The sequence below is a fragment of the Pseudomonas sp. ATCC 43928 genome (assembly GCF_005938665.2).
Classification (GTDB): domain Bacteria; phylum Pseudomonadota; class Gammaproteobacteria; order Pseudomonadales; family Pseudomonadaceae; genus Aquipseudomonas.
This window is the reverse complement of sequence record NZ_CP041753.1, coordinates 5,405,552-5,429,434: the sequence shown is the minus strand read 5'-3', so window position 1 is coordinate 5,429,434 and position 23,883 is coordinate 5,405,552. Positions and strand designations below refer to the sequence as shown.

General features: G+C 58.9%; 20 protein-coding genes. 19 read left to right on the top strand and 1 reads right to left on the bottom strand.

What is annotated here, in order from left to right:
* Nucleotides 1-5 precede the first annotated feature (5 nt).
* From uppS to ispD, 19 genes are all read left to right on the top strand, one after another.
* Nucleotides 6-761 carry a polyprenyl diphosphate synthase gene (gene uppS, locus FFH90_RS24915; RefSeq protein WP_064620052.1) on the top strand — a complete coding sequence of 252 codons (756 nt, stop codon included), beginning with the start codon at nt 6-8 and terminating at the stop codon, nt 759-761.
* Nucleotides 761-1,567: a phosphatidate cytidylyltransferase gene (locus tag FFH90_RS24910; RefSeq protein ID WP_086944758.1), complete on the top strand. Its 807-nt coding sequence runs from the start codon at nt 761-763 to the stop codon at nt 1,565-1,567. Before uppS ends, FFH90_RS24910 begins: the two co-directional genes overlap by 1 nt.
* Nucleotides 1,564-2,754: a 1-deoxy-D-xylulose-5-phosphate reductoisomerase gene (ispC, locus tag FFH90_RS24905; protein ID WP_138866257.1), complete on the top strand. Its 1,191-nt coding sequence runs from the start codon at nt 1,564-1,566 to the stop codon at nt 2,752-2,754. Before FFH90_RS24910 ends, ispC begins: the two co-directional genes overlap by 4 nt.
* Nucleotides 2,755-2,806: 52 nt before the next feature.
* The gene (gene rseP, locus FFH90_RS24900; protein ID WP_064620049.1) at nt 2,807-4,159 is read left to right on the top strand and encodes a sigma E protease regulator RseP; all 1,353 of its coding nucleotides are present in this window, start codon (nt 2,807-2,809) and stop codon (nt 4,157-4,159) included.
* 72 nt (nt 4,160-4,231) lie between these two features.
* Complete coding sequence (gene bamA, locus FFH90_RS24895) at nt 4,232-6,610, top strand: outer membrane protein assembly factor BamA (RefSeq protein WP_018927013.1); 2,379 nt, start codon at nt 4,232-4,234, stop codon at nt 6,608-6,610.
* A 45-nt stretch (nt 6,611-6,655) separates the two neighbouring features.
* Nucleotides 6,656-7,159 (top strand): OmpH family outer membrane protein, encoded by a 504-nt coding sequence (locus tag FFH90_RS24890; protein WP_007940508.1) that lies wholly within the window; start codon nt 6,656-6,658, stop codon nt 7,157-7,159.
* A gap of 3 nt (nt 7,160-7,162) precedes the next feature.
* Nucleotides 7,163-8,218, top strand: coding sequence for a UDP-3-O-(3-hydroxymyristoyl)glucosamine N-acyltransferase (gene lpxD / locus FFH90_RS24885; RefSeq protein WP_018927012.1), 1,056 nt, complete (start codon nt 7,163-7,165; stop codon nt 8,216-8,218).
* Between the two features lie 109 nt (nt 8,219-8,327).
* Nucleotides 8,328-8,768, top strand: coding sequence for a 3-hydroxyacyl-ACP dehydratase FabZ (gene fabZ, locus FFH90_RS24880; protein ID WP_007940511.1), 441 nt, complete (start codon nt 8,328-8,330; stop codon nt 8,766-8,768).
* The gene (gene lpxA / locus FFH90_RS24875; protein WP_018927011.1) at nt 8,765-9,541 is read left to right on the top strand and encodes an acyl-ACP--UDP-N-acetylglucosamine O-acyltransferase; all 777 of its coding nucleotides are present in this window, start codon (nt 8,765-8,767) and stop codon (nt 9,539-9,541) included. Before fabZ ends, lpxA begins: the two co-directional genes overlap by 4 nt.
* Before the next feature lie 2 nt (nt 9,542-9,543).
* Complete coding sequence (lpxB, locus tag FFH90_RS24870) at nt 9,544-10,671, top strand: lipid-A-disaccharide synthase (RefSeq protein ID WP_064620046.1); 1,128 nt, start codon at nt 9,544-9,546, stop codon at nt 10,669-10,671.
* Nucleotides 10,671-11,312, top strand: a complete 642-nt coding sequence (gene rnhB / locus FFH90_RS24865) for a ribonuclease HII (protein ID WP_018927009.1) — start codon at nt 10,671-10,673, stop codon at nt 11,310-11,312. The genes lpxB and rnhB overlap by 1 nt, the downstream gene beginning before the upstream one ends.
* A gap of 82 nt (nt 11,313-11,394) precedes the next feature.
* Nucleotides 11,395-14,916: a DNA polymerase III subunit alpha gene (gene dnaE, locus FFH90_RS24860; RefSeq protein WP_018927008.1), complete on the top strand. Its 3,522-nt coding sequence runs from the start codon at nt 11,395-11,397 to the stop codon at nt 14,914-14,916.
* Nucleotides 14,917-15,066: 150 nt separating this feature from the next.
* On the top strand, nt 15,067-16,014 hold the full coding sequence (locus FFH90_RS24855; protein WP_018927007.1) for an acetyl-CoA carboxylase carboxyltransferase subunit alpha: 948 nt from the start codon (nt 15,067-15,069) through the stop codon (nt 16,012-16,014).
* Nucleotides 16,015-16,164: 150 nt separating this feature from the next.
* The gene (gene tilS / locus FFH90_RS24850; RefSeq protein WP_064620043.1) at nt 16,165-17,493 is read left to right on the top strand and encodes a tRNA lysidine(34) synthetase TilS; all 1,329 of its coding nucleotides are present in this window, start codon (nt 16,165-16,167) and stop codon (nt 17,491-17,493) included.
* Between the two features lie 274 nt (nt 17,494-17,767).
* A complete protein-coding gene (locus FFH90_RS24845) occupies nt 17,768-19,399 on the top strand; it encodes a CTP synthase (RefSeq protein ID WP_026286489.1) in 1,632 nt (543 codons plus the stop codon).
* A gap of 5 nt (nt 19,400-19,404) precedes the next feature.
* On the top strand, nt 19,405-20,250 hold the full coding sequence (kdsA, locus tag FFH90_RS24840) for a 3-deoxy-8-phosphooctulonate synthase (protein ID WP_015093773.1): 846 nt from the start codon (nt 19,405-19,407) through the stop codon (nt 20,248-20,250).
* 157 nt (nt 20,251-20,407) lie between these two features.
* The gene (gene eno / locus FFH90_RS24835) at nt 20,408-21,697 is read left to right on the top strand and encodes a phosphopyruvate hydratase (RefSeq protein ID WP_007940523.1); all 1,290 of its coding nucleotides are present in this window, start codon (nt 20,408-20,410) and stop codon (nt 21,695-21,697) included.
* Nucleotides 21,698-21,867: 170 nt separating this feature from the next.
* A complete protein-coding gene (gene ftsB, locus FFH90_RS24830; RefSeq protein ID WP_007907178.1) occupies nt 21,868-22,146 on the top strand; it encodes a cell division protein FtsB in 279 nt (92 codons plus the stop codon).
* Nucleotides 22,143-22,850, top strand: coding sequence for a 2-C-methyl-D-erythritol 4-phosphate cytidylyltransferase (ispD, locus tag FFH90_RS24825; protein ID WP_018927004.1), 708 nt, complete (start codon nt 22,143-22,145; stop codon nt 22,848-22,850). The genes ftsB and ispD overlap by 4 nt, the downstream gene beginning before the upstream one ends.
* 36 nt (nt 22,851-22,886) lie before the next feature.
* Here ispD and FFH90_RS24820 read toward each other — a convergent pair whose 3' ends face one another.
* Complete coding sequence (locus FFH90_RS24820) at nt 22,887-23,783, bottom strand: LysR substrate-binding domain-containing protein (RefSeq protein ID WP_007907183.1); 897 nt, start codon at nt 23,781-23,783, stop codon at nt 22,887-22,889.
* Between the last annotated feature and the right edge of the window lie 100 nt (nt 23,784-23,883).

Here is a 23,883-nt window from a genome sequence, read left to right as displayed (position 1 = left end):
TTTAAATGGACAAGACCAAGCAGACTGCGCCGTCCGCGGTGCCGCGCCATGTCGCGATCATCATGGATGGTAATAATCGTTGGGCGAAAAAACGCTTTATGCCGGGTGTCGCCGGGCATAAAGCGGGTGTGGATGCTGTTCGTGCGGTCATCGAGGTGTGTGCGGAGTCCGGGGTTGAGGTATTGACCCTGTTTGCGTTCTCCAGTGAGAACTGGCAACGCCCGGCCGATGAGGTCAGTGCCTTGATGGATCTGTTCTTCAGGGCGCTGCGTCGCGAGGCCAAGCGCCTGAACGACAACAACATCAGTTTGCGCATCATCGGCGACCGTTCGCGTTTTCATCCAGAGCTTCAAGCTGCCATGCGTGAAGCCGAGGCTATGACTGCCGGCGTCAATCGCTTTATCCTGCAGATCGCCGCCAACTACGGTGGTCAGTGGGACATCGCGCAAGCTGCGCAACGTCTGGCGCGCGAAGTTCAGGCCGGGCATCTGCGCCCTGAAGACATCACTCCCGAGCTGTTGCAAACCTGTCTGGCGACCGGCGATCTGCCGTTGCCGGACTTGTGCATCCGTACCGGTGGCGAGCATCGCATCAGTAACTTCCTGCTGTGGCAACTGGCTTACGCCGAGTTGTACTTCTCCGACCTGTTCTGGCCGGACTTCAAACACGACGCCATGCGCAAGGCGCTGGCTGATTTCGCTTCTCGCCAGCGTCGCTTCGGTAAAACGAGCGAGCAGGTCGAGTCTGGAGCCCGGGTTTAATGCTTAAACAACGAATCATCACGGCACTGATTCTGCTGCCGATTGCCCTGTGCGGGTTTTTCCTGCTTGAAGGGTCCGGTTTTGCGCTGTTTATCGGGCTGGTGGTGACGCTGGGGGCATGGGAATGGGCGCGCCTGGCGGGTTTCGCCGGCCAGGCGATCCGTGTTGCTTTTGCAGCTGTGGTCGCGCTGATGCTGTTTGTCATGCACATCCTGCCGGGGCTCGCGCCTTGGGTGCTGGGTGCCTCGGTGCTCTGGTGGGGCGTGGCCACCTATCTGGTGCTGACTTATCCGCGGTCCAGCGAACACTGGGCCAGCGCCGCCTGCAAACTGGCGATCGGTTTGTTGATTCTGTTGCCGGCCTGGCAAGGTTTGATCCTGATCAAGCAGGAGCCCTTGGGCAACTGGCTGATCATGGCCGTGATGGTGCTGGTCTGGGGCGCCGATATCGGTGCGTACTTTTCCGGCCGAGCCTTCGGCAAGCGCAAGCTTGCACCACAGGTCAGCCCTGGCAAGAGCTGGGAGGGCGTGTACGGCGGCTTGCTGCTGAGCCTGGTGATCACGGCAATCGTCGGTTTTGCGCGGGACTGGAGTTTCGCTCAGATGCTGATGGGCCTGTTCGGTGCCGCGGTCATCGTGTTCATTTCGGTGGTGGGCGACCTCACCGAAAGTATGTTCAAGCGCCAGTCGGGGATCAAGGACAGCAGTAATCTGCTGCCGGGGCACGGCGGTGTGCTGGACCGCATCGACAGTCTGACAGCGGCGATTCCGGTGTTCGCTGTGCTGCTGTGGATGGCGGCATCGTGAGTCGCCCACAACAGATTACCGTGCTGGGGGCGACCGGCTCGATTGGTCTGAGCACTCTGGACGTCATCGCCCGTCACCCCGAACGCTATCAGGTATTCGCCTTGAGCGGTTTCACTCGTTTGAGTGAGCTGTTTGCGCTGTGCGTGCGTCATACGCCGCGTTTCGCGGTCGTGCCGGAATCTGGCGCTGCCCGGGGCTTGCAGGACGAATTGCATGCGGCTGGCCTGTCGACCCGTGTTCTGGTGGGAGAGGAGGGTTTGTGTCAGATCGCCTCGGATCCGGAAGTCGATGCGGTAATGGCGGCGATCGTCGGGGCGGCGGGTTTGCGTCCGACCCTGGCGGCGGTCGAGGCCGGCAAAAAGATTCTTTTGGCCAATAAAGAAGCGCTGGTGATGTCCGGTGCGCTGTTCATGCAGGCCGTGCGTAAAAGCGGTTCGGTACTGCTGCCGATCGACAGCGAACACAACGCGATTTTCCAGTGCATGCCGCAGGACTTCTCTCGTGGTTTGGGCGCGGTCGGTGTACGCCGGATTCTACTGACAGCCTCTGGTGGCCCGTTCCGGCAGACGCCCCTGGCCGAACTGGCGCATGTTACCCCCGAGCAAGCGTGTGCTCACCCGAATTGGTCCATGGGGCGCAAGATTTCGGTGGATTCGGCCAGCATGATGAACAAAGGGCTCGAGCTGATCGAGGCCTGCTGGCTGTTCGACGCTACGCCCTCTCAGGTCGAAGTGGTGATTCACCCGCAAAGCGTGATTCATTCGCTGGTCGACTATGTCGATGGTTCGGTGCTGGCGCAGCTGGGTAATCCGGATATGCGCACACCAATTGCCAATGCCCTGGCGTGGCCGGAGCGGATCGACTCGGGCGTTGCGCCGTTGGATCTGTTCGCCATCGCTCGCCTGGATTTCCAGGCACCCGATGAAGAGCGCTTCCCTTGCCTGCGCCTTGCGCGTCAAGCCGCCGAGGCAGGTAACAGCGCGCCGGCCATGCTCAATGCCGCGAATGAAGTGGCTGTGGCGGCCTTTCTCGACGGACGGGTTCGCTATCTGGAAATCGCGAGTATTATCGAGGAAGTATTGAACCTCGAGCCTGTGGTTGCGGTTGATGATCTCGAGGCAGTGTTTACGGCCGATGCGAAAGCACGGGTACTGGCCGGGCAATGGTTGAGTCGTCACGGCCGATAAGTGCTGCAATACGTTGGCCCATGCAGCACCGATAGGATTGCGGAGAAAGTAGATGAGCGCGCTCTATATGATTGTCGGCACCCTGGTAGCGCTGGGCGTGCTGGTCACCTTCCACGAATTCGGCCATTTCTGGGTCGCACGTCGCTGTGGGGTCAAAGTGCTGCGTTTCTCCGTGGGCTTCGGCATGCCGCTGCTGCGCTGGCACGACAGCAAAGGCACTGAATTCGTGGTTGCCGCCATACCGCTGGGTGGCTACGTGAAAATGCTCGACGAGCGCGAAGGTGAGGTGCCGGCCGATCAGCTCGATCACGCCTTCAATCGCAAGTCCGTCCGTCAGCGCGTTGCTATCGTGGCAGCCGGTCCGATTGCCAACTTTCTATTGGCGATGGTGTTTTTCTGGGCATTGGCAATGCTGGGCAGCGAGCAGGTGCGCCCGGTTATCGGCGCGGTCGAATCCGGCAGTATCGCCTCCAGGGCAGGTTTGAGTCCGGGGCAGGAAATTATTGCCATCGATGGCGAGCCCACTTCCGGCTGGGCTGCGGTGAACCTGCAACTGGTCCGCCGCCTGGGCGAGAGCGGTTCCCTGCAAGTGCTTGTCCGCGAACAGGGCTCCACCGTGGATTCGCCTCGTGAGCTGGTGCTGGACAAGTGGCTCAAGGGGGCTAACGAGCCGGATCCTATTCACTCGCTGGGTATTCGCCCCTGGCGTCCGGCATTGCCGCCGGTGCTGGCCGAAATTGATCCGAAAGGGCCGGCGAAGGCTGCGGGTTTGAAGGCTGGAGACCGCCTGTTGACCTTTGATGGCAAGGCACTGGATGACTGGCAGCAAGTAGTCGACATCGTCCGTTTGCATCCGGATACCAAAATCATGCTGCGCGTTGAGCGCGACGGTGCTCAAATCGACGTCCCTGTGACGCTGGCCGCGCGCGGCGAGAGCAAGGCACCCACTGGCTATCTGGGCGCAGGGGTGAAAGCGGTCGATTGGCCACCAGAGATGATTCGCGAAGTCAGTTACGGTCCGGTGGCCGCGATTGGGGAGGGTGCCCGACGCACCTGGACCATGAGCGTACTGACCCTCGACTCGCTCAAGAAAATGTTGTTCGGCGAGCTCTCGGTAAAAAACTTGAGTGGACCGATAACCATTGCTAAAGTGGCGGGCGCTTCTGCCCAGTCGGGCATCGCTGATTTCCTGAATTTCCTTGCTTATCTGAGTATTAGCCTGGGTGTTCTGAATTTGCTGCCCATTCCTGTACTGGATGGGGGGCATTTGTTGTTTTATCTGATCGAGTGGGCGCGTGGTCGTCCCTTGTCGGATCGGGTGCAAGGTTGGGGGATACAGATCGGTATCAGTTTGGTGGTCGGGGTGATGTTGCTTGCTCTGGTCAATGATCTGGGTCGACTGTAACGCTTCGCTGAATTGCGAATCTGCCGCATTTTGCGGCAGTTTTTATTGCCAGTTGGAATAAGAAAGGACTTCATGAAACGTCTGCTGCTAACTGCGGTTCTCACCGTATTGATGATCGCCGAAGTTCACGCCGAGTCCTTCACTATCTCTGATATTCGCGTCAATGGCCTCCAGCGGGTCTCCGCGGGTAGTGTCTTTGGTGCCTTGCCGTTGAACGTCGGCGAGCAGGCGGATGATCGTCGCCTGGTGGAATCCACTCGTGCGCTGTTCAAAACCGGGTTCTTTCAAGATATCCAGCTGGGCCGTGAAGGCAACGTCCTGGTCATTACTGTAGTCGAGCGTCCGTCGGTCGCCAGTATCGAGATCGAAGGCAACAAGGCGATCTCCACTGAAGACCTGATGAAGGGCCTCAAACAGTCCGGTCTGGCCGAAGGCGAGATCTTCCAGCGCGCGACCCTCGAAGGTGTGCGTAACGAGCTGCAGCGTCAATACGTCGCTCAGGGCCGCTACTCGGCTACCGTCGACACCGAAGTGGTGCCGCAGCCGCGTAACCGCGTTGCCCTGAAGGTCAACATCAACGAAGGTACCGTAGCGGCGATCCAGCACATCAACGTGGTGGGCAACACTGTTTTTCCTGATGAAGACCTGATCGACCTGTTCGAACTCAAGACCAGCAACTGGCTGTCGTTCTTCAAGAACGATGACAAGTACGCTCGTGAAAAGCTCTCCGGTGACCTGGAGCGTCTGCGTTCCTATTACCTGGACCGTGGCTATATCAATATGGATATCGCTTCGACCCAGGTGTCCATCACCCCGGACAAGAAACACGTCTATATCACCGTCAACGTCAACGAAGGCGAGAAGTACACCGTTCGTGACGTGAAACTCAGCGGCGACCTGAAAGTGCCTGAAGACCAGGTCAAGTCCCTGCTGCTGGTTCAGAAAGGCCAGGTGTTCTCGCGCAAGCTGATGACCACCACCTCCGAACTGATTACCCGCCGCCTGGGTAACGAGGGTTACACCTTCGCTAACGTCAACGGCGTGCCTCAGCCTCACGATGAAGACCACACGGTCGATATCACATTCGCTGTCGATCCGGGCAAGCGTGCTTACGTGAACCGCATCAACTTCCGTGGCAACACCAAGTCCGAAGACGAAGTGCTGCGCCGTGAAATGCGTCAGATGGAAGGCGGCTGGGCTTCGACCTACCTGATCGACCAATCCAAGACCCGCCTGGAACGTCTGGGCTTCTTCAAGGAAGTCAACGTCGAGACGCCGGCCGTGCCGGGTGTCGATGATCAGGTTGACGTGAACTACAGCGTTGAAGAGCAGGCTTCCGGTTCGATTACCGCCAGCGTTGGTTTCGCCCAGAGCGCCGGTCTGATCCTTGGTGGTTCGATCACTCAGAACAACTTCCTGGGTACCGGTAACAAGGTCAGCATCGGCTTGACTCGCAGTCAGTATCAAAGCCGTTATAACTTCGGTTATGTCGACCCCTACTGGACAGCTGACGGTGTGAGCCTGGGTTACAACGCTTTCTATCGTACGACCGACTACAAAGACCTCGATGTCAACGTAGCCAGCTACGCCGTAGACAGCCTGGGCGCAGGTGTCAACGTTGGTTATCCGATCAGCGAGACTTCGCGTCTGACGTTTGGTTTGTCTGCACAACAAGACAAGATCAAGACGGGTCTTTACACCGTCGACGAAATCTTCGACTTCGTTAACAAGGAAGGTGATCAGTACCTCAACTTCAAGGCATCGGCCGGTTGGTCTGAATCCACCTTGAACAAAGGGGTACTGGCGACCCGTGGTCACTCCCAGAGCTTGACTGCGGAAGCCACGACACCGGGCAGCGACTTGTCGTTCTTCAAGCTCGATTATCGCGGTCAATTGTTCCAGCCGTTGTCAGAAAACTACACCATGCGCCTCCACACCGAGCTGGGCTATGGCGATGGTTATGGTTCGACCGACGGCTTGCCGTTCTATGAAAACTATTACGCCGGTGGTTTCAACTCGGTTCGTGGCTTCAAGGACAGCACCCTGGGGCCTCGTAGTACGCCGAGCCGGGGCGTGAACCCGGGCACCGCAACCGACCCGGACCAGGATCCACTGCCGTTTGGTGGTAACGTCCTGATTCAGGGTGGTGTAGAAGTTCTATTCCCTATGCCGTTCGTGAAAGATCAGCGTTCCTTGCGCACTTCGGTATTCTGGGACGTGGGTAATGTGTTCGATTCGACTTGCAAGCAGAGCACCAACGCCGATGGTTCCAAGTCCAACACTCAGTGTAACGACGTCAGCCTGAGCAACATGGCCAGTTCGGTGGGTGTCGGTGTGACATGGGTTACCGCCCTTGGTCCGTTGAGCTTCGCCTTGGCGATGCCAGTCAAAAAACCGGACAGCAATGCCGAGACTCAAGTGTTCCAATTCTCCCTCGGCCAGACGTTCTAAGCGTCTGACCCAAGATAATGACAATGGATTTTGTAGGAGTGCATCGTGCGTAAGTTGACTCAATTGGTTCTCCTGGCGACCGTGCTGGTTGCAGGTCCGGCTTTTGCCGACATGAAAATCGCCGTTCTGAACTATCAGATGGCACTGCTGGAATCCGATGCGGCGAAGAAATACGCCGTGGATGCCGAGAAAAAATTCGGCCCGCAACTGACCAAGCTCAAGAGCCTGGAAAGCAGCGCCAAGGGTATCCAGGACCGTCTGATGGCCGGTGGCGACAAGATGCAGCAAGGCGAGCGTGAACGTCTGGAGCTCGAGTTCAAGCAAAAGGCCCGTGATTTCCAGTTCCAGTCCAAGGAGCTGAACGAAGCCAAAGCCGTTGCCGACCGTGAAATGCTGAAGCAGCTCAAGCCGAAACTGGACAGCGCTGTGGAAGAAGTCATCAAGAAAGGTGCTTATGACCTGGTCTTCGAGCGTGGCGCAGTGATTGATGTCAAGCCTCAGTACGACATCACTCGCCAGGTTATCGAGCGCATGAATCAGCTGAAGTAACCCATGACAGCGACTATAAAGCTCGGCCAGTTGGCCGAGTTCCTCGGCGCCACCTTACGTGGCGACCCGGAGAAAGAAATTACTGGGCTGGCCACTTTGCAAGAGGCTGGCCCAGCTCAGTTGAGCTTTCTGGCAAATCCTCAATACCGTAAATACCTGGCTGACAGTCAGGCCGCAGCCGTGCTGCTGAAGGCCGCTGACGCTGAAGGTTTTGTCGGTGATGCGCTGGTGGTGGCTGATCCATATCTGTCTTATGCGCGCATTTCCCACCTGTTCGATCCCAAGCCCAAGGCGCCGGCCGGTATTCATCCGACAGCGGTAGTGGCAGCGGATGCGGTGGTCGATCCGGCGGCGAGCATCGGTGCCTTTGCGGTCATCGAAAGTGCAGCGCGCATTGGCGCCGGTGTGACCGTTGGTGCGCATTGCTTCATCGGTGCACGCTGCGAAATTGGCGAGGGCGGCTGGTTGGCCCCGCGCGTCACGCTGTATCACGACGTGCGCATCGGCAAACGGGTGGTGATTCAATCCGGTGCCGTGCTCGGTGGTGAAGGCTTCGGTTTTGCCAACGAGAAAGGTATCTGGCAGAAAATTGCCCAGATCGGCGGCGTCTCGATCGGAGACGACGTGGAAATAGGCGTAAATACCGCTATCGATCGTGGCGCGCTGGCCGATACCGTCATTGGTAATGGTGTGAAGCTCGACAATCAGATTCAGATTGCCCACAACGTCCAGGTTGGTGACCACACGGCCATGGCCGCGTGCGTGGGAATTTCCGGCAGCACCAAAATCGGCAAGCATTGCATGCTTGCCGGTGGCGTAGGGCTGGTGGGGCATATCGACATTTGCGACAACGTTTTCCTGACCGGGATGACCATGGTGACCCACTCGATTACCGAGCCGGGCTCCTATTCTTCCGGTACGGCGATGCAACCGGCAGCCGAATGGCGCAAAAGCGCGGCACGTATCCGTCAGCTCGATGACATCGCGCGACGTCTGCGACAGCTGGAAAAGCGTGTAGGGGACGTGACCCCTGACGGTAATGCTTCATCAGATGGCTGATACCATTTCCATATCAAGTGTGCACAGCCGCTAGACTGCCTCCCTTGATTTGCTAGAGGAGTGCGCGTCAGTCGCGCGCTCCCAATCTTTACATAGGCTTCCCCCCGAAATGATGGACATCAACGAGATTCGCGAATACCTGCCTCACCGTTACCCGTTCCTGCTGGTGGACCGGGTCGTGGATCTGGATGTGGAAGGCAAGCGCATTCGCGCCTACAAGAATGTCAGCATCAACGAACCGTTCTTCAATGGTCACTTCCCTGCGCATCCAATCATGCCGGGCGTACTGATCATCGAAGCGATGGCTCAGGCTGCCGGGATCCTTGGTTTCAAAATGCTCGACGTGAAACCGGCCGATGGCACGCTTTACTACTTCGTCGGCTCCGACAAACTGCGCTTCCGTCAGCCGGTGCTGCCGGGCGATCAATTGATCCTTGAAGCCAAGTTCATCAGCTGCAAGCGTCAGATCTGGAAGTTCGAATGCCAGGCTTCGGTCGATGGCAAGCCAGTCTGCTCCGCTGAAATCATCTGTGCGGAACGCAAACTATGAGTTTGATTGACCCTCGCGCAATCATCGATCCGACGGCCATCCTGGCCGACGACGTCGAAGTCGGCCCTTGGTCGATTGTCGGCGCAGGTGTGGAAATCGGCGAGGGGACAGTGATCGGGCCGCATGTGATTCTCAAGGGCCCGACCCGAATCGGTAAGCACAACCGCATCTACCAGTTTTCTTCGGTAGGTGAGGACACGCCCGATCTGAAATACAAGGGCGAGGAAACCCGTCTGGTCATCGGTGACCACAACGTCATCCGTGAAGGCGTGACGATTCACCGCGGGACCATTCAGGACCGTTCGGAAACGACCCTGGGCGATCACAACCTGATCATGGCCTATGCCCACATCGGTCACGACAGCGTTATCGGCAATCATTGCATCCTGGTCAACAACACCGCGTTGGCAGGGCATGTGCACGTTGAAGACTGGGCGATCCTGTCCGGCTTCACCCTGGTTCACCAGTATTGCCACATTGGCGCCCACAGCTTTTCCGGCATGGGCACTGCCATTGGCAAAGACGTTCCAGCGTACGTCACGGTATTCGGCAACCCCGCTGAAGCTCGCAGCATGAACTTCGAAGGCATGCGCCGTCGCGGCTTCAGCGAAGAGGCGATCCACGCGCTGCGTCGTGCCTACAAGGTGGTTTACCGCCAGGGCCTGACAGTCGAGCAAGCGCTCGCCGAGCTGGCCGAACCCTCGCTGCAGTTCCCGGAAGTCGCGGTGTTCCGTGATTCCATCCAGTCTTCGACCCGCGGCATCACCCGCTAATCATGGCCAATCTGCGTATTGCGCTGGTGGCGGGTGAGGCTTCCGGTGACATTCTGGGTGCGGGTCTCATGCGTGCGCTCAAGGCACAGCATCCGGCGGTCGAGTTCATTGGTGTCGGCGGTCCGCTGATGCAGGCCGAAGGCCTGACCTCGTATTTCCCGATGGAACGCCTTTCTGTCATGGGGCTGGTGGAAGTGCTGGGCCGTTTGCGCGAGCTGTTGGCCCGTCGCAAGAAACTGGTTGCGGACCTGATCGCCGCGAAGCCGGACGTGTTCATCGGTATCGATGCCCCGGACTTCAACCTCAATATCGAACTCAAGCTGCGTCAGGCCGGGATCAAGACCGTGCATTACGTCAGCCCGTCGGTCTGGGCCTGGCGACAGAAGCGGGTGCTGAAGATTCGCGAAGGTTGCGACCTGATGCTGACGCTGTTCCCGTTCGAAGCTAAATTTTATGAAGAGAAGGGCGTGCCGGTACGGTTTGTCGGGCATTCCCTGGCCGATGCGATCCCGCTTGAGGCCGATCGCACCGCCGCGCGGGCCGAACTCGGTTTGCCGGAAGGGCCGTTGGTTGCCCTGATGCCGGGTAGTCGTGGCGGTGAAGTCGGGCGCCTCGGTGCGTTGTTCCTCGACACCGCCCAGCGCCTGCGGGCCATGCGTCCGGGCGTGCGATTCGTCATGCCGTGCGCCAGTCCGGAGCGCCGGGCCCAGTTGGAAGAGTTGCTGGCTGGTCGCGATCTGCCGCTGACCTTGCTCGACGGCAAATCCCATCTGGCGCTGGCGGCGTGCGACGCGGTGTTGATCGCTTCGGGCACCGCGACCCTGGAAGCATTGCTGTACAAGCGGCCGATGGTGGTCGCTTATCGCCTGGCACCGCTGACGTTCTGGATTCTCAAACGGATGGTGAAGAGTCCCTACGTCTCGTTGCCGAATTTGCTGGCCCAGCGCCTGCTGGTGCCAGAGTTGTTGCAGGACGATGCGACAGTCGAAGCCCTGGCCCAGACTCTGTCGCCGCTGATCGAAGGTGGCGAGGAGCAGACCCGAGGCTTTGACGAAATCCACCGAACCCTGCGACTGGACGCCTCCAATCAGGCAGCGGACGCGGTACTGAACCTGATTGGCAGAGCATAATGAGCAAAGCAAGCAAGCAGCTGGGCCTGGATTTTATGCTGGTCGATGAAGTTGAAGATCTGGTGGCAGGTGTCGATGAAGTCGGTCGCGGCCCGCTGTGCGGTGCCGTGGTGACCGCCGCGGTGATCCTTGATCCGAGCCGGCCGATTCTCGGCCTCAACGATTCGAAGAAACTCACCGAAGCCCGCCGTGAAAAACTCTACGACGAAATCTGCGAAAAAGCCCTGAGCTGGTGCATTGCTCGCGCCGAAGTCGAAGAAATTGACGAGTTGAACATCCTTCATGCCACCATGCTGGCCATGCAGCGCGCGGTCGAGGGCCTGCACATTCAGCCGAAGCTGGCGATGATCGACGGCAACCGTTGCCCGAAACTCTCGATGCGCGCCGAAGCGGTGGTGCAAGGCGACAGCAAAGTGCCGGCCATCGCTGCGGCGTCAATTCTGGCCAAGGTCAGCCGTGATCGTGAAATGGCGGCGTTCGAACTGATTTACCCGGGTTACGGCATCGGTGGCCACAAAGGCTACCCGACGCCCGTTCATCTGGAGGCGCTGACGCGTCTGGGGCCGACACCGATTCACCGCCGCTCGTTCGCCCCGGTACGCCTGGCGTATGAAGCGCGGGAAAACCTGATCGAGGGTTAGTCGCAGGCTGATGTTTTACTCAAGGCCCGGTACAATCCGGGCCTTGTTGTCTTCACGTTTCTAGTTTCTAGACAGGATCACTATGCCGGCTTCATTCGTTCATCTACGCCTGCACACTGAATATTCCCTGGTCGACGGTCTGGTGCGGATCAAACCGCTGGTCAAGACCCTGGTCGGCATGAACATGCCTGCCGTGGCGGTCACTGACCAGAACAACATGTGTTCCCTGGTCAAATTCTATAAAGCCGCCATGGGCGCCGGGATCAAGCCGATCTGTGGCGCCGACCTGTGGCTGTCGAACAAGGATCCGGACAACCCCTTGAGCCGGATCAGCCTGCTGGCGATGAACGCCACAGGTTATCGCAACCTCACCGAACTGATCTCCCGTGGTTTCATCGACGGCCAGCGCAATGGTTCGATCATCATCGAGCGCGAGTGGGTGGCCGAAGCCAGCGAAGGCTTGATCATGCTGTCGGCGGCGAAAGAGGGCGAAATCGGCCTGGCGATGCTCGGCGGCAACCCGGACGAAGCCGAAACCCTGGCTCGCGAGTGGATGGCGGTGTTCCCGGATCGTTTCTATCTGGAAGTCCAGCGCACCAACCGCCCCAACGACGAAGAACAACTGCACGGCGCCGTGGCCCTGGCCGAGAAAATCGGCGCGCCGCTGGTGGCGACCAACGACGTGCGCTTCATCAAGCAGGAAGACTTCGAAGCCCACGAAACCCGCGTTTGCATCGGTGAAGGCCGCGCCCTCGACGATCCGCGGCGTTCGAAGAATTACAGCGATCAGCAATACCTCAAAAGCGCCGAGGAAATGGCCGAGCTGTTCAGCGACCTGCCTGAGGCGCTGGAGAACACAGTCGAGATCGCCAAGCGCTGCAACATCGAAGTGAAGCTGGGCAAGCACTTCCTGCCCAACTTCCCTATTCCCGATGGCATGACCATCGACGAGTACTTCCGCAAGGTTTCCTTCGACGGTCTGGAAGAACGCCTCAGCGTTCTGCTGCCCAAGGACACCACCGAAGACTACGAAGCCAAGCGCCAAGTCTATGTCGACCGGCTGAATTTCGAGCTGGATATCATCATCCAGATGGGCTTCCCCGGTTACTTCCTGATCGTGATGGACTTTATCCAGTGGGCCAAGAACAACGGCGTACCGGTGGGGCCTGGCCGTGGGTCGGGTGCCGGGTCGCTGGTGGCCTACGTGCAGAAGATCACTGACCTTGACCCGCTGGAATATGACCTGCTGTTCGAACGTTTCCTTAACCCGGAACGGGTTTCCATGCCCGACTTCGACGTCGACTTCTGCATGGACGGTCGCGACCGCGTGATCGATTACGTGGCCGAGAAATACGGCCGTAACGCGGTAAGCCAGATCATCACCTTCGGTTCCATGGCGGCCAAGGCTGTGGTCCGTGACGTGGCGCGGGTGCAGGGCAAGTCCTACGGCCTGGCGGATCGTCTGTCGAAGATGATTCCGTTCGAAGTCGGCATGACCCTGGAAAAAGCCTACGAACAGGAAGAAATCCTGCGCGACTTCATCAAGGTCGATGAAGAAGCCGCGGAAATCTGGGAAATGGCGCGCAAGCTCGAAGGCGTTGTGCGTAACGTCGGTAAACACGCCGGTGGTGTGGTGATTGCGCCGACCAAGCTGACCGACTTCTCGCCGATCTATTGCGACGAAGCGGGCGACGGTCTGGTAACTCAGTTCGACAAGGATGACGTTGAGGCTGCCGGTCTGGTGAAGTTCGACTTCCTGGGGCTTCGGACCCTGACGATCATCGACTGGGCGCTGAAAACCATCAACCGCGACCGCGCCAAGGTCAACGAACCGCCGCTGGACATCGCGTTCATCCCGCTGGATGACAAGCCGACTTACACGCTGCTGCAAAAAGCCGAAACCACCGCGGTGTTCCAGCTCGAATCGCGCGGCATGAAAGAGCTGATCAAAAAGCTCAAGCCCGACTGCCTGGAAGACTTGATCGCACTGGTGGCCCTGTTCCGTCCGGGCCCGCTGCAATCGGGCATGGTGGACGACTTCATCAACCGTAAGCACGGTCGCGCCGAACTCGCGTACCCGCACTCGGACTACCAGTACGACGGCCTCAAGCCGGTATTGGCGCCGACTTACGGCATCATCCTGTATCAGGAACAGGTGATGCAGATTGCCCAGGTCATGGCCGGTTACACCCTCGGCGGCGCGGACATGCTGCGTCGAGCCATGGGTAAGAAAAAACCCGAAGAAATGGCCAAGCAGCGCGGCGGTTTCATTGAAGGTTGCGCCACCAACAATATCGACGCTGACCTTGCCGGTAACATTTTCGACCTGGTAGAAAAATTCGCCGGTTACGGTTTCAACAAATCCCACTCCGCTGCCTACGGCCTGGTGTCGTACCAGACCGCGTGGCTGAAAGCCCACTATCCGGCGCCGTTCATGGCCGCGGTACTGTCGGCGGATATGCACAACACCGACAAGGTCGTGACCTTGATCGAAGAAGTGCGGACCATGAAGCTGCGCCTCGACGCGCCAGACGTGAACACCTCGGAGTTCAAGTTCACGGTGAACGACGAAGGCCGCATCATTTACGGTCTGGGCGCGATCAAGGGCGTGGGCGAAGGCCCGGTCGAAGCGATTACCGAGGCGCGGCAAGACGGGCCGTTCAAGGACCTGTTCGATTTTTGCGCGCGGGTCGACCTCAAGCGTATCAACAAACGCACCCTCGACGGCTTGATCCGCAGTGGTGCCCTGGACCGCCTAGGCCCGTATTTCCACGATGAGCAGAAAGCCTATCAGGCCAACATCGACCGCAACCGCGCGGTGTTGTTGACGGCCATGGAAGAGGCGATCAAGGCGGCCGAACAAACCGCTCGTACCCACGACAGTGGGCATGCCGATCTGTTTGGCGGTCTGTTCGTTGAAGAAGACGCCGACGTCTACGCCAATCACCGCAAGGCCAAGGAGCTGACCCTCAAGGAACGCCTGAAAGGCGAGAAAGATACCTTGGGCCTGTACCTCACCGGCCACCCGATCGACGAATACGAAGGCGAGATCCGTCGCTTCGCCCGTCAGCGCATCATCGACCTGAAGCCGGCTCGCGACACGCAAACGGTCGCGGGCATGATCATCGCCCTGCGAGTGATGAAGAACAAAAAGGGCGACAAGATGGGCTTCATCACCCTCGACGACCGCTCCGGGCGGATCGAAGCCTCGTTGTTCGCCGATGCGTTCCATTCCGCACAGTCGTTGTTGCAGACCGATGCGATGGTGGTGGTCGAAGGCGAAGTCAGCAACGACGACTTCTCCGGTGGCCTGCGGTTGCGGGTCAAGCGGGTGATGAGCATGGAAGATGCGCGCACCAACCTGGCCGAAAGCCTGCGCCTGAAGTTGCATGCAAAGGATCTCAAGGGCGATCAGCTACGCTGGTTGGGCGAGTTGTTGAAGCGTCATCGCGGTGCGTGCCCGATCACCATGGACTACACCAGCCCCGATGCGAAGGCCTTGTTGCAGTTTGGCGAGACCTGGCGGATCGACCCGGCGGATGCCTTGATTCAAGCCCTGCGTGACCAGTTCGGGCGAGACAACGTCTTCCTCCAATACCGTTGACGGTCAGGCGCCATTCCTTACCATGGGAACGCGCCTGATCCCGACCCGAATTTTTAATCTCGACCTGAACGCGCCTGTCCCTTAAGGTAGGGCGCGAATAGACAACCGGCCGGCCCAAGCTCTCTTGGACGCGACCCTAGACGGACGCCTATGAACCCGAATTTTCTAGATTTCGAACAGCCGATCGCCGACCTGCAAGCCAAGATCGAAGAGTTGCGCTTGGTCGGTAATGACAATTCGCTGAATATCGGCGATGAGATCTCCCGCCTACAGGACAAGAGCAGCACGCTGACCGAAGACATCTTCGGCAAGCTGACCAGCTGGCAGATCGCGCGTCTGGCGCGTCACCCGAAACGTCCGTACACCCTGGACTACATCGAACACATCTTCACCGAGTTCGATGAGTTGCACGGCGACCGTCACTTCTCCGACGACGCTGCCATCGTTGGCGGTGTTGCCCGTCTGGACGACCAGCCGGTGATGGTTATCGGTCACCAGAAAGGTCGCGAAGTGCGCGAGAAGGTTCGCCGCAACTTCGGCATGCCGCGCCCTGAGGGCTACCGCAAGGCGTGTCGCCTGATGGAAATGGCCGAGCGTTTCAAAATGCCGATCCTGACCTTCATCGACACCCCGGGCGCTTACCCTGGCATCGACGCCGAAGAGCGCAACCAGAGCGAAGCGATTGCCTGGAACCTGCGCGTCATGGCTCGCCTGAAAACCCCAATCATCGCCACCGTGATCGGTGAGGGTGGTTCCGGTGGTGCGCTGGCAATTGGCGTCTGCGATCAGCTGAACATGCTGCAATATTCGACCTACGCGGTGATTTCGCCGGAAGGTTGCGCCTCGATTCTGTGGAAAACTTCCGAGAAAGCCCCGGATGCCGCTGAAGCGATGGGCATCACTGCCGAGCGTCTGAAGGGCCTGGGCATCGTCGATAAAGTGATCGGCGAGCCGTTGGGCGGCGCTCATCGTGATCCGGCCGCTGCCGCTGCCTCGATCCGCGCCGAGCTGAGCTCGCAACTGGCGATGTTGAAGAAGTTCGACAACGACGCGCTGCTGGCCCGTCGTTACGAGCGTCTGATGAGCTACGGTCTCTGATCTGATCGCGCTATAGCCTTGTGGGAAGAGCCGGGCGACGTTCGTCTGCTCGCGATTGCGGTATAACAATCAACAAATATGTTGAATGTTAAGCAGCCTTCGCGAGCAGGCTCGCTCCCACAATGGGTCTATGTGAAGCGACTGACGTCTATGAGCCCTAAGACGATTGATCTGCCAGCCAGGCTTCTCCATGGGCTGGTTCCGTGGCGTAACGCCACAACCTGGCGCATCGCCTTCTCCGGTGGTCTCGATTCCACCGTCCTGCTGCACCTTCTCGCACACCTCGCAAAAACCGAATCCTTGCCGGCGTTGACCGCCATTCACGTCCACCACGGCCTGCAGGCTGCGGCTGATGCGTGGCCGGAACATTGTCAGTCGGTCTGTGATGCGTTGGGTGTACCGCTGGAGGTTGTGCGTGTTCAGGTTGAGCGCGGCGCGAGCCTCGAGCGTGCGGCGCGGGATGCGCGTTACGGCGCCTTCATCGCGGCGACTCACGCCGGTGAAGTACTGCTCACAGGTCAGCACCGTGACGATCAAGCGGAAACCCTGTTGTTTCGGCTGATGCGCGGGGCAGGGGTGAGAGGTTTGTCGGGGATGCCGAGTGAGCGTCCTTTGGGGCGTGGGCATCTGCTGCGACCACTGCTTGATGTCACTCGCGCCGAGCTTGAGGCCTACGCCACTGAATATCAGCTGAACTGGATCGAAGATCCGTCGAATCAGGACCCGCAGTTCTCGCGCAATTACCTGCGTCATCAGGTGTTCCCCGTGTTGACCGCGCGCTGGCCGCAAGCAGTGGCGACCATGGCTCGCAGCGCTGCGCATCTGAGTGAGGCGCAGGGGTTGCTCGACGATCTGGCGCAAATTGATCTGGCCCAGGCCGGCACCGACAGTGATTTCGATTGGCTGGGGTTGCCGTCGCTGGAGCTGGCGCCCCTGGAAAAGCTCTCTGATGCACGCCAGCGCAATGCGCTGAGTCATTGGCTCAAACCGCTGACGTCTTTGCCGGACAGTGACCATTGGTCGGGTTGGCAGGATTTGCGCGATGCGACTGGCGACGCACGTCCGGTCTGGCGATTGGCGGCGGGCGAACTGCATCGCGCTGGTGGGCGTCTCTGGTGGTTGTCAGGTGGATGGTTGCGCACTCCGCCATCCCCGGTGTCCTGGGCTGACCCCGCGGTATTGCTGGCGTTACCGGATAATGGCGTGCTCACACTCACCGGCCAGATCCCCGATGGCCCGTTGCAGATCCGCTATCGTGAGGGCGGCGAAGTCATGAGTTTGCCCGATCGCGGTCACCGTGACTTGAAGCGTTTGCTCAACGAAAGCGGTGTGCCGGGCTTCGCCCGTGGCAGATTGCCGCTGGTCTACAGGGGCCAGCAATTGCTGGCGGTGGCGAACCTGCGGGGGCTGAATGGCAGTGAGCGCAGTGGCTGGTATTTGCATTGGCAGCCGCCGATCGAAGATCAAGGTTTGAGCTGAAAGGGGCTTTCCGGTAGACTACGCTCCCTTCTTGATACAACTTCTGTGGATTCGCCTGAATCGCAGGAGTTGCCGATTACCAAGCAGTCTTTGCTGGGCGATTCCAAAAAATGTGTAGCGAGCAACCTACCGGTGTTTCATCTTCCGGTCTGTCCCAACGCGGCGGTTTTTTTGAAAGGTGCACTGTGATTAATGCAGGTGATCGGGGGCTTCGGCCTTCCTTCGCTTTCCCCGGCGGCTCGGACCGCTTTAACGCAGACTTCTAGGGTTTTTCATGACGCGCTACATATTCGTCACGGGCGGTGTTGTTTCTTCATTGGGGAAAGGCATTGCCTCGGCTTCATTGGCGGCCATCCTGGAGGCGCGGGGACTTAAGGTCACCATGCTGAAGCTGGACCCGTACATCAACGTTGACCCGGGCACCATGAGCCCGTTCCAGCACGGTGAAGTGTTCGTCACCCACGACGGCGCCGAGACCGACCTGGACCTGGGCCACTACGAGCGGTTCATCCGCACGACCATGACCCAGAACAACAACTTCACCACTGGCCGTGTCTACGAACACGTCCTGCGCAAAGAGCGCCGTGGTGATTACCTGGGCGCAACCATTCAGGTGATCCCGCACATCACCGACGAAATCAAGCGCCGGATCATCAAGGGCGCCGGCGATGCCGACGTGGCCATGGTCGAAATCGGTGGCACCGTGGGTGACATCGAGTCGCAACCGTTCCTCGAAGCGATCCGTCAATTGCGTTTCGAAGTCGGCGCCAAGCGCGCGATGCTGATGCACCTGACACTGGTGCCGTACATCGCCACTGCCGGCGAAACCAAAACCAAGCCAACCCAGCACTCGGTCAAGGAACTGCGTTCCATTGGCCTGCAGCCTGACGTGCTGGTGTGCCGCTCCGATCACCCGATCGACATTTCTTCGCGTCGCAAGATCGCGCAGTTCACCAACGTTGAAGAGCGTGCGGTGATTGCGCTGGAAGACGCCGACACCATCTACAAGATCCCGGGCATTCTGCACTCCCAGGGCCTGGATGATTTCGTCGTCGAGCGTTTCGGCCTGCAATGCGACAGCGCCGATCTGTCCGAGTGGGAAGCGGTGGTTGATGCCAAGCTGAACCCGGAGCACGAAGTCACCATCGCCATGGTTGGCAAGTACATGGAACTGCTGGACGCCTACAAGTCGCTGATCGAGGCGATGAGTCACGCCGGCATCAGCAACCGCACCAAGGTCAACCTGCGCTACATCGATTCCGAAGACATCGAAAACCAGGGCACCGCGCTGCTGGAAGGCGTCGACGCGATTCTGGTACCGGGCGGCTTCGGTCTGCGTGGTGTTGAAGGCAAGATCACTGCCGTTCAATACGCTCGCGAAAACAAGGTTCCATACCTGGGTATCTGCCTGGGCATGCAAGTGGCCGTTATCGAGTTCGCTCGTAACGTCATGGGCTGGAAAGATGCCAACTCCACTGAGTTCGATCGCACCAGCGGTCACCCGGTGGTCGGTCTGATCACCGAGTGGGAAGATGCCACCGGCGCCGTCGAAATCCGTACCGAATCGTCCGACCTGGGCGGCACCATGCGCCTTGGCGCTCAGGACTGCCTGCTTGAGCCAGGTTCCCTGGTGCACGATTGCTACGCCAAGGATGTGATCGTCGAGCGTCACCGTCATCGCTACGAAGTGAACAACAACCTGCTGCCGCAAATCATCGAGGCCGGCCTGAAAATCTCCGGTCGTTCCGGTGATGGCGCGCTGGTTGAAGTGGTTGAAGCACCGGATCACCCATGGTTCGTCGCTTGCCAGTTCCACCCAGAGTTCACCTCGACGCCACGCGACGGTCACCCGTTGTTCAGCGGTTTCGTTAAAGCCGCTTTGGCTCAACACCAGAAGAAGGCGTAATCCTGATGGCGCAGAAGATCATCCGCGTAGGCGATATCGAGATTGCCAACGACAAGCCAATGGTGCTGTTCGGTGGCATGAACGTGCTGGAAAGCCGTGACATGGCGATGCAGGTCTGCGAAGAGTACGTAAAGGTCACCGAAAAACTCGGTATCCCTTACGTGTTCAAGGCCAGTTTCGACAAGGCGAACCGTTCTTCTGTGACCTCTTATCGTGGCCCCGGGCTGGAAGAGGGCATGCGGATTTTCCAGGACATCAAGCAAGCCTTTGGCGTACCGATCATCACCGACGTCCACGAGCCTGATCAGGCCGCGGTCGTCGCTGAAGTCTGCGACATCATCCAGTTGCCGGCCTTCCTGTCGCGCCAGACCGATCTCGTGGTCGCGATGGCCAAGACCGGCGCGGTGATCAACATCAAGAAAGCCCAGTTCCTCGCGCCCCAGGAAATGAAACACATCCTGAACAAATGCGTGGAAGCCGGTAACGATCAGTTGATTCTCTGCGAGCGTGGTTCGAGCTTCGGCTACAACAATCTCGTGGTCGACATGCTCGGCTTCGGCATCATGAAGCAGTTCGAATACCCGGTGTTCTTCGACGTGACCCACGCGCTGCAAATGCCCGGCGGTCGCTCCGATTCCGCCGGTGGTCGTCGTGCCCAGGTCACTGACCTGGCCAAGGCCGGCATGAGCCAGTCGCTGGCCGGGCTGTTCCTCGAAGCCCACCCGGACCCGGACAACGCCAAATGCGACGGCCCTTGCGCCCTGCGTCTGGACAAACTGGAGCCATTCCTGGCCCAGCTCAAAGCACTGGACGAACTGGTGAAGAGTTTTCCGACGGTAGAAACCGCGTAAACCTCAATTCTCCGGTAAAGTACCGCACGGTTTAAATGCTCAGGCCCTCGGGCTTGAGCCTTATCGTCCGCAAGCCTGCCCGCTGTCTGTCACTTGCCGACGATAAAAGATTTCCTTCAGCTGCGTCGTTTTCGTCAACTTTGGAGTGTTTACAACAATGGCAAAAATCGTCGACATCAAAGGTCGTGAAGTTCTCGACTCCCGTGGCAATCCCACTGTGGAAGCAGACGTGCTTCTCGATAACGGCATCATCGGCAGCGCATGCGCGCCATCCGGTGCTTCCACTGGCTCGCGTGAAGCGCTCGAGCTGCGTGATGGCGACAAGAGCCGTTATCTGGGTAAAGGCGTGCTCAAGGCCGTAGCCAACATCAACGGTCCGATCCGCGACCTGTTGCTGGGCAAAGACCCAAGCGACCAGAAAGCGCTGGATCACGCGATGATCAAGCTCGATGGCACTGAGAACAAAGCGACCCTGGGCGCCAACGCGATCCTCGCCGTTTCCCTGGCCGCGGCCAAGGCAGCAGCACAGGACCAGGACCTGCCGCTGTACGCTCACATTGCCAACCTGAACGGTACCCCGGGTGTTTACTCGATGCCGGTTCCGATGATGAACATCATCAACGGTGGCGAGCACGCCGATAACAACGTCGACATCCAGGAATTCATGGTTCAGCCGGTTGGCGCCAAGTCTTTCTCGGAAGGTCTGCGCATGGGCACCGAGATTTTCCATCACCTCAAAGCCGTTCTGAAGGCCCGTGGCCTGAGCACTGCCGTTGGTGACGAAGGTGGTTTCGCGCCGAACCTGGCCTCCAACGAAGACGCTTTGAAAGTGATCTCCGAAGCCGTGGCCAACGCCGGTTACAAGCTGGGCACCGACGTGACCCTGGCCCTGGACTGCGCGGCCAGCGAATTCTATGAAGATGGCAAGTACAACCTGTCCGGCGAAGGCCAGGTGTTCACTGCTGAAGGTTTCGCCGACTACCTGAAAGGTCTGACCGAGCGTTACCCGATCATCTCCATCGAAGACGGTCTGGACGAGTCCGACTGGGCTGGCTGGAAAATCCTCACCGACAAGATCGGCGAGAAGACTCAGCTGGTAGGCGACGACCTGTTCGTGACCAACACCAAGATCCTGAAAGAAGGCATCGATAAAAAGATCGCCAACTCGATCCTGATCAAGTTCAACCAGATCGGCACCCTGACCGAAACCCTGGAAGCCATCCAGATGGCCAAGGCCGCTGGTTACACCGCCGTGATCTCGCACCGCTCCGGCGAAACCGAAGATTCGACCATTGCCGACCTGGCCGTGGGCACCTCGGCTGGCCAGATCAAGACCGGTTCGCTGTGCCGTTCCGACCGCGTTTCCAAGTACAACCAACTGCTGCGTATCGAAGAGCAGTTGAATGGCAAAGCCAAGTACAACGGCCGCAGCGAATTCCGCGGCTGAGTGGTAAACGATAAAAAGACACCGGATTGTGTCGGAAAAATCGCGACAGCGACGGATTTGCCACTAATCTGATGCCTTAAGAGCACAAGCCTGGTTCTTCCAGGCTTCGTGCTATCAGAAGCTTCAAAGTTTGGCATGGCTGTCTTTTTTCACTGGATACCTGATATTCGATGCGCAGTCCCAATTGGTTGTTCCTCGTCTTGCTCTTGCTGCTGGCCGGCCTGCAGTATCGCCTGTGGGTGGGTAATGGCAGTCTGGCGCAAGTGGCCGAGCTGAAGCAGCAGATTGCGGATCAACACGCCGAGAACGAGGCGTTGCTGGAGCGCAATCGGGTGATGGACGCCGAAGTCAGTGAGTTGAAAAAGGGCATGGAGACCGTTGAAGAACGGGCTCGCCATGAGTTGGGCATGGTCAAGGATGGTGAAACCCTTTACCAGTTGGCCCAATGATTGAGTCGTTACCGGCCTTCTGGGCCGTGATTCCTGCCGCGGGCGTCGGTGCCCGTATGGCCGCGGACCGTCCCAAGCAATACTTGCAACTGGGCGGGCGCACTATTCTCGAACACAGCCTTGGCTGTTTCCTCGATCATCCTGCCCTGAAGGGGTTGGTGGTCAGTCTTGCCATCGACGATCCTTACTGGCCGAACCTGGCCTGTGCTGCCGATCCGCGTATTCAGCGGGTTGAAGGTGGCGCCGAGCGTTCCGGATCAGTGCTCAACGCCTTGCTGCATCTGCATGCCCAGGGCGCTGACGATGAGGATTGGGTGTTGGTTCACGATGCCGCGCGACCGAATCTGGCGCGCGATGATCTTGATAAATTGCTCAGTGAACTGGCTGACGACCCGGTGGGCGGCCTATTGGCGGTGCCTGCGCGCGACACCCTCAAACGGGTCGACAAGCACGGGCGTGTGCTGGAAACGGTGGATCGCAGTGTGATCTGGCAGGCTTATACACCGCAGATGTTTCGCCTTGGAGCATTGCATCGGGCGCTGGCGGACAGCCTGGTGGCGGATGCTGTCATCACCGATGAAGCCTCGGCGATGGAGTGGGCAGGTATGGCACCCCGTTTGATCGAAGGTCGATCCGATAACATCAAAGTCACTCGCCCCGAAGACCTTGAGTGGTTGCGCCAGCGTTGGGTGAACCGCCGTTAAAAGATCGCAGCCTATGCCGGCTGCGATCTTTTTCTCTTAAACTCGATATTCCGGCCGTTCGGCTAACCCTTCCTTCAAATAATCCACTAACTTGCGTACTTTCGGTGACAGATGCCGCTGCTGTGGATAAAGCGCCCAAACCGCTGTGTTCGGTGGTTGGTGGGCTTCCAGCAGCGAGATCAATTCGCCGTTTTTCAGGTGCTCCAGTACGTAGTAGTCCGGCAACTGACACAACCCAACCCCTTGTAGCGCGGCATCCAGCACCGCCTGCCCACTGTTGCAGCGCCAGTTTCCCTGTACTCGCTGGGAAAATTCCCGCCCGTTCTGTTCCAGTTGCCAGATATCCGAGCTGCCGATGAGGCAGTTGTGGCGACTCAGTTCCGACAAACTGTGTGGGCGACCATACCGTTCCAGGTAGGACGGCGAGGCGCACAGGTACATGCGCCGTGGTGCCAAACGAGTCGCGACCAATCTTGAATCCTGCAGGCGGCCGAGGCGGATGGCCAGGTCCAGCCCTTCGTGCACCAGATCGAGCGGGCGGTTGCTCAGTTCGATGTCCACACGCAGTTGTGGATACAGCCCCATGAAGCGAGTCACCAGCGGCACAATGAATCGTTCGCCGTAGGCCACGGCGCAGGTCATGCGCAGCATGCCCTTGGGTTCGCTGGTCAGGTCGCCGACAGCGCGCAACGCTTCTTCGCGGCCGTCCTGCAAACGTTGGCAATGTTGCAGAAAGGTTTGCCCGGCTTCGGTCAGCGTGACCCGGCGGGTGCTGCGATAGAGCAAGCGGGTTTGCAGTCGCTCTTCCAGTCTTACGATTTGGCGACTGATGTGGGAGGAAGACACCCCAAGGCGTTCAGCCGCGGCGGTGAATTGGCTGCACTCTGCGACGGCGACGAACTCGTCGATGCCTTCCCAGCGGTTTTCGGACATCAGGATTATCCCTGCATGGCAATAATGTTTTGCTTTTGTCCCGATTATTCATCGTATGCGGCTGTATTACACTCCCTGTCTCGTTTTTATTCACTGGAGA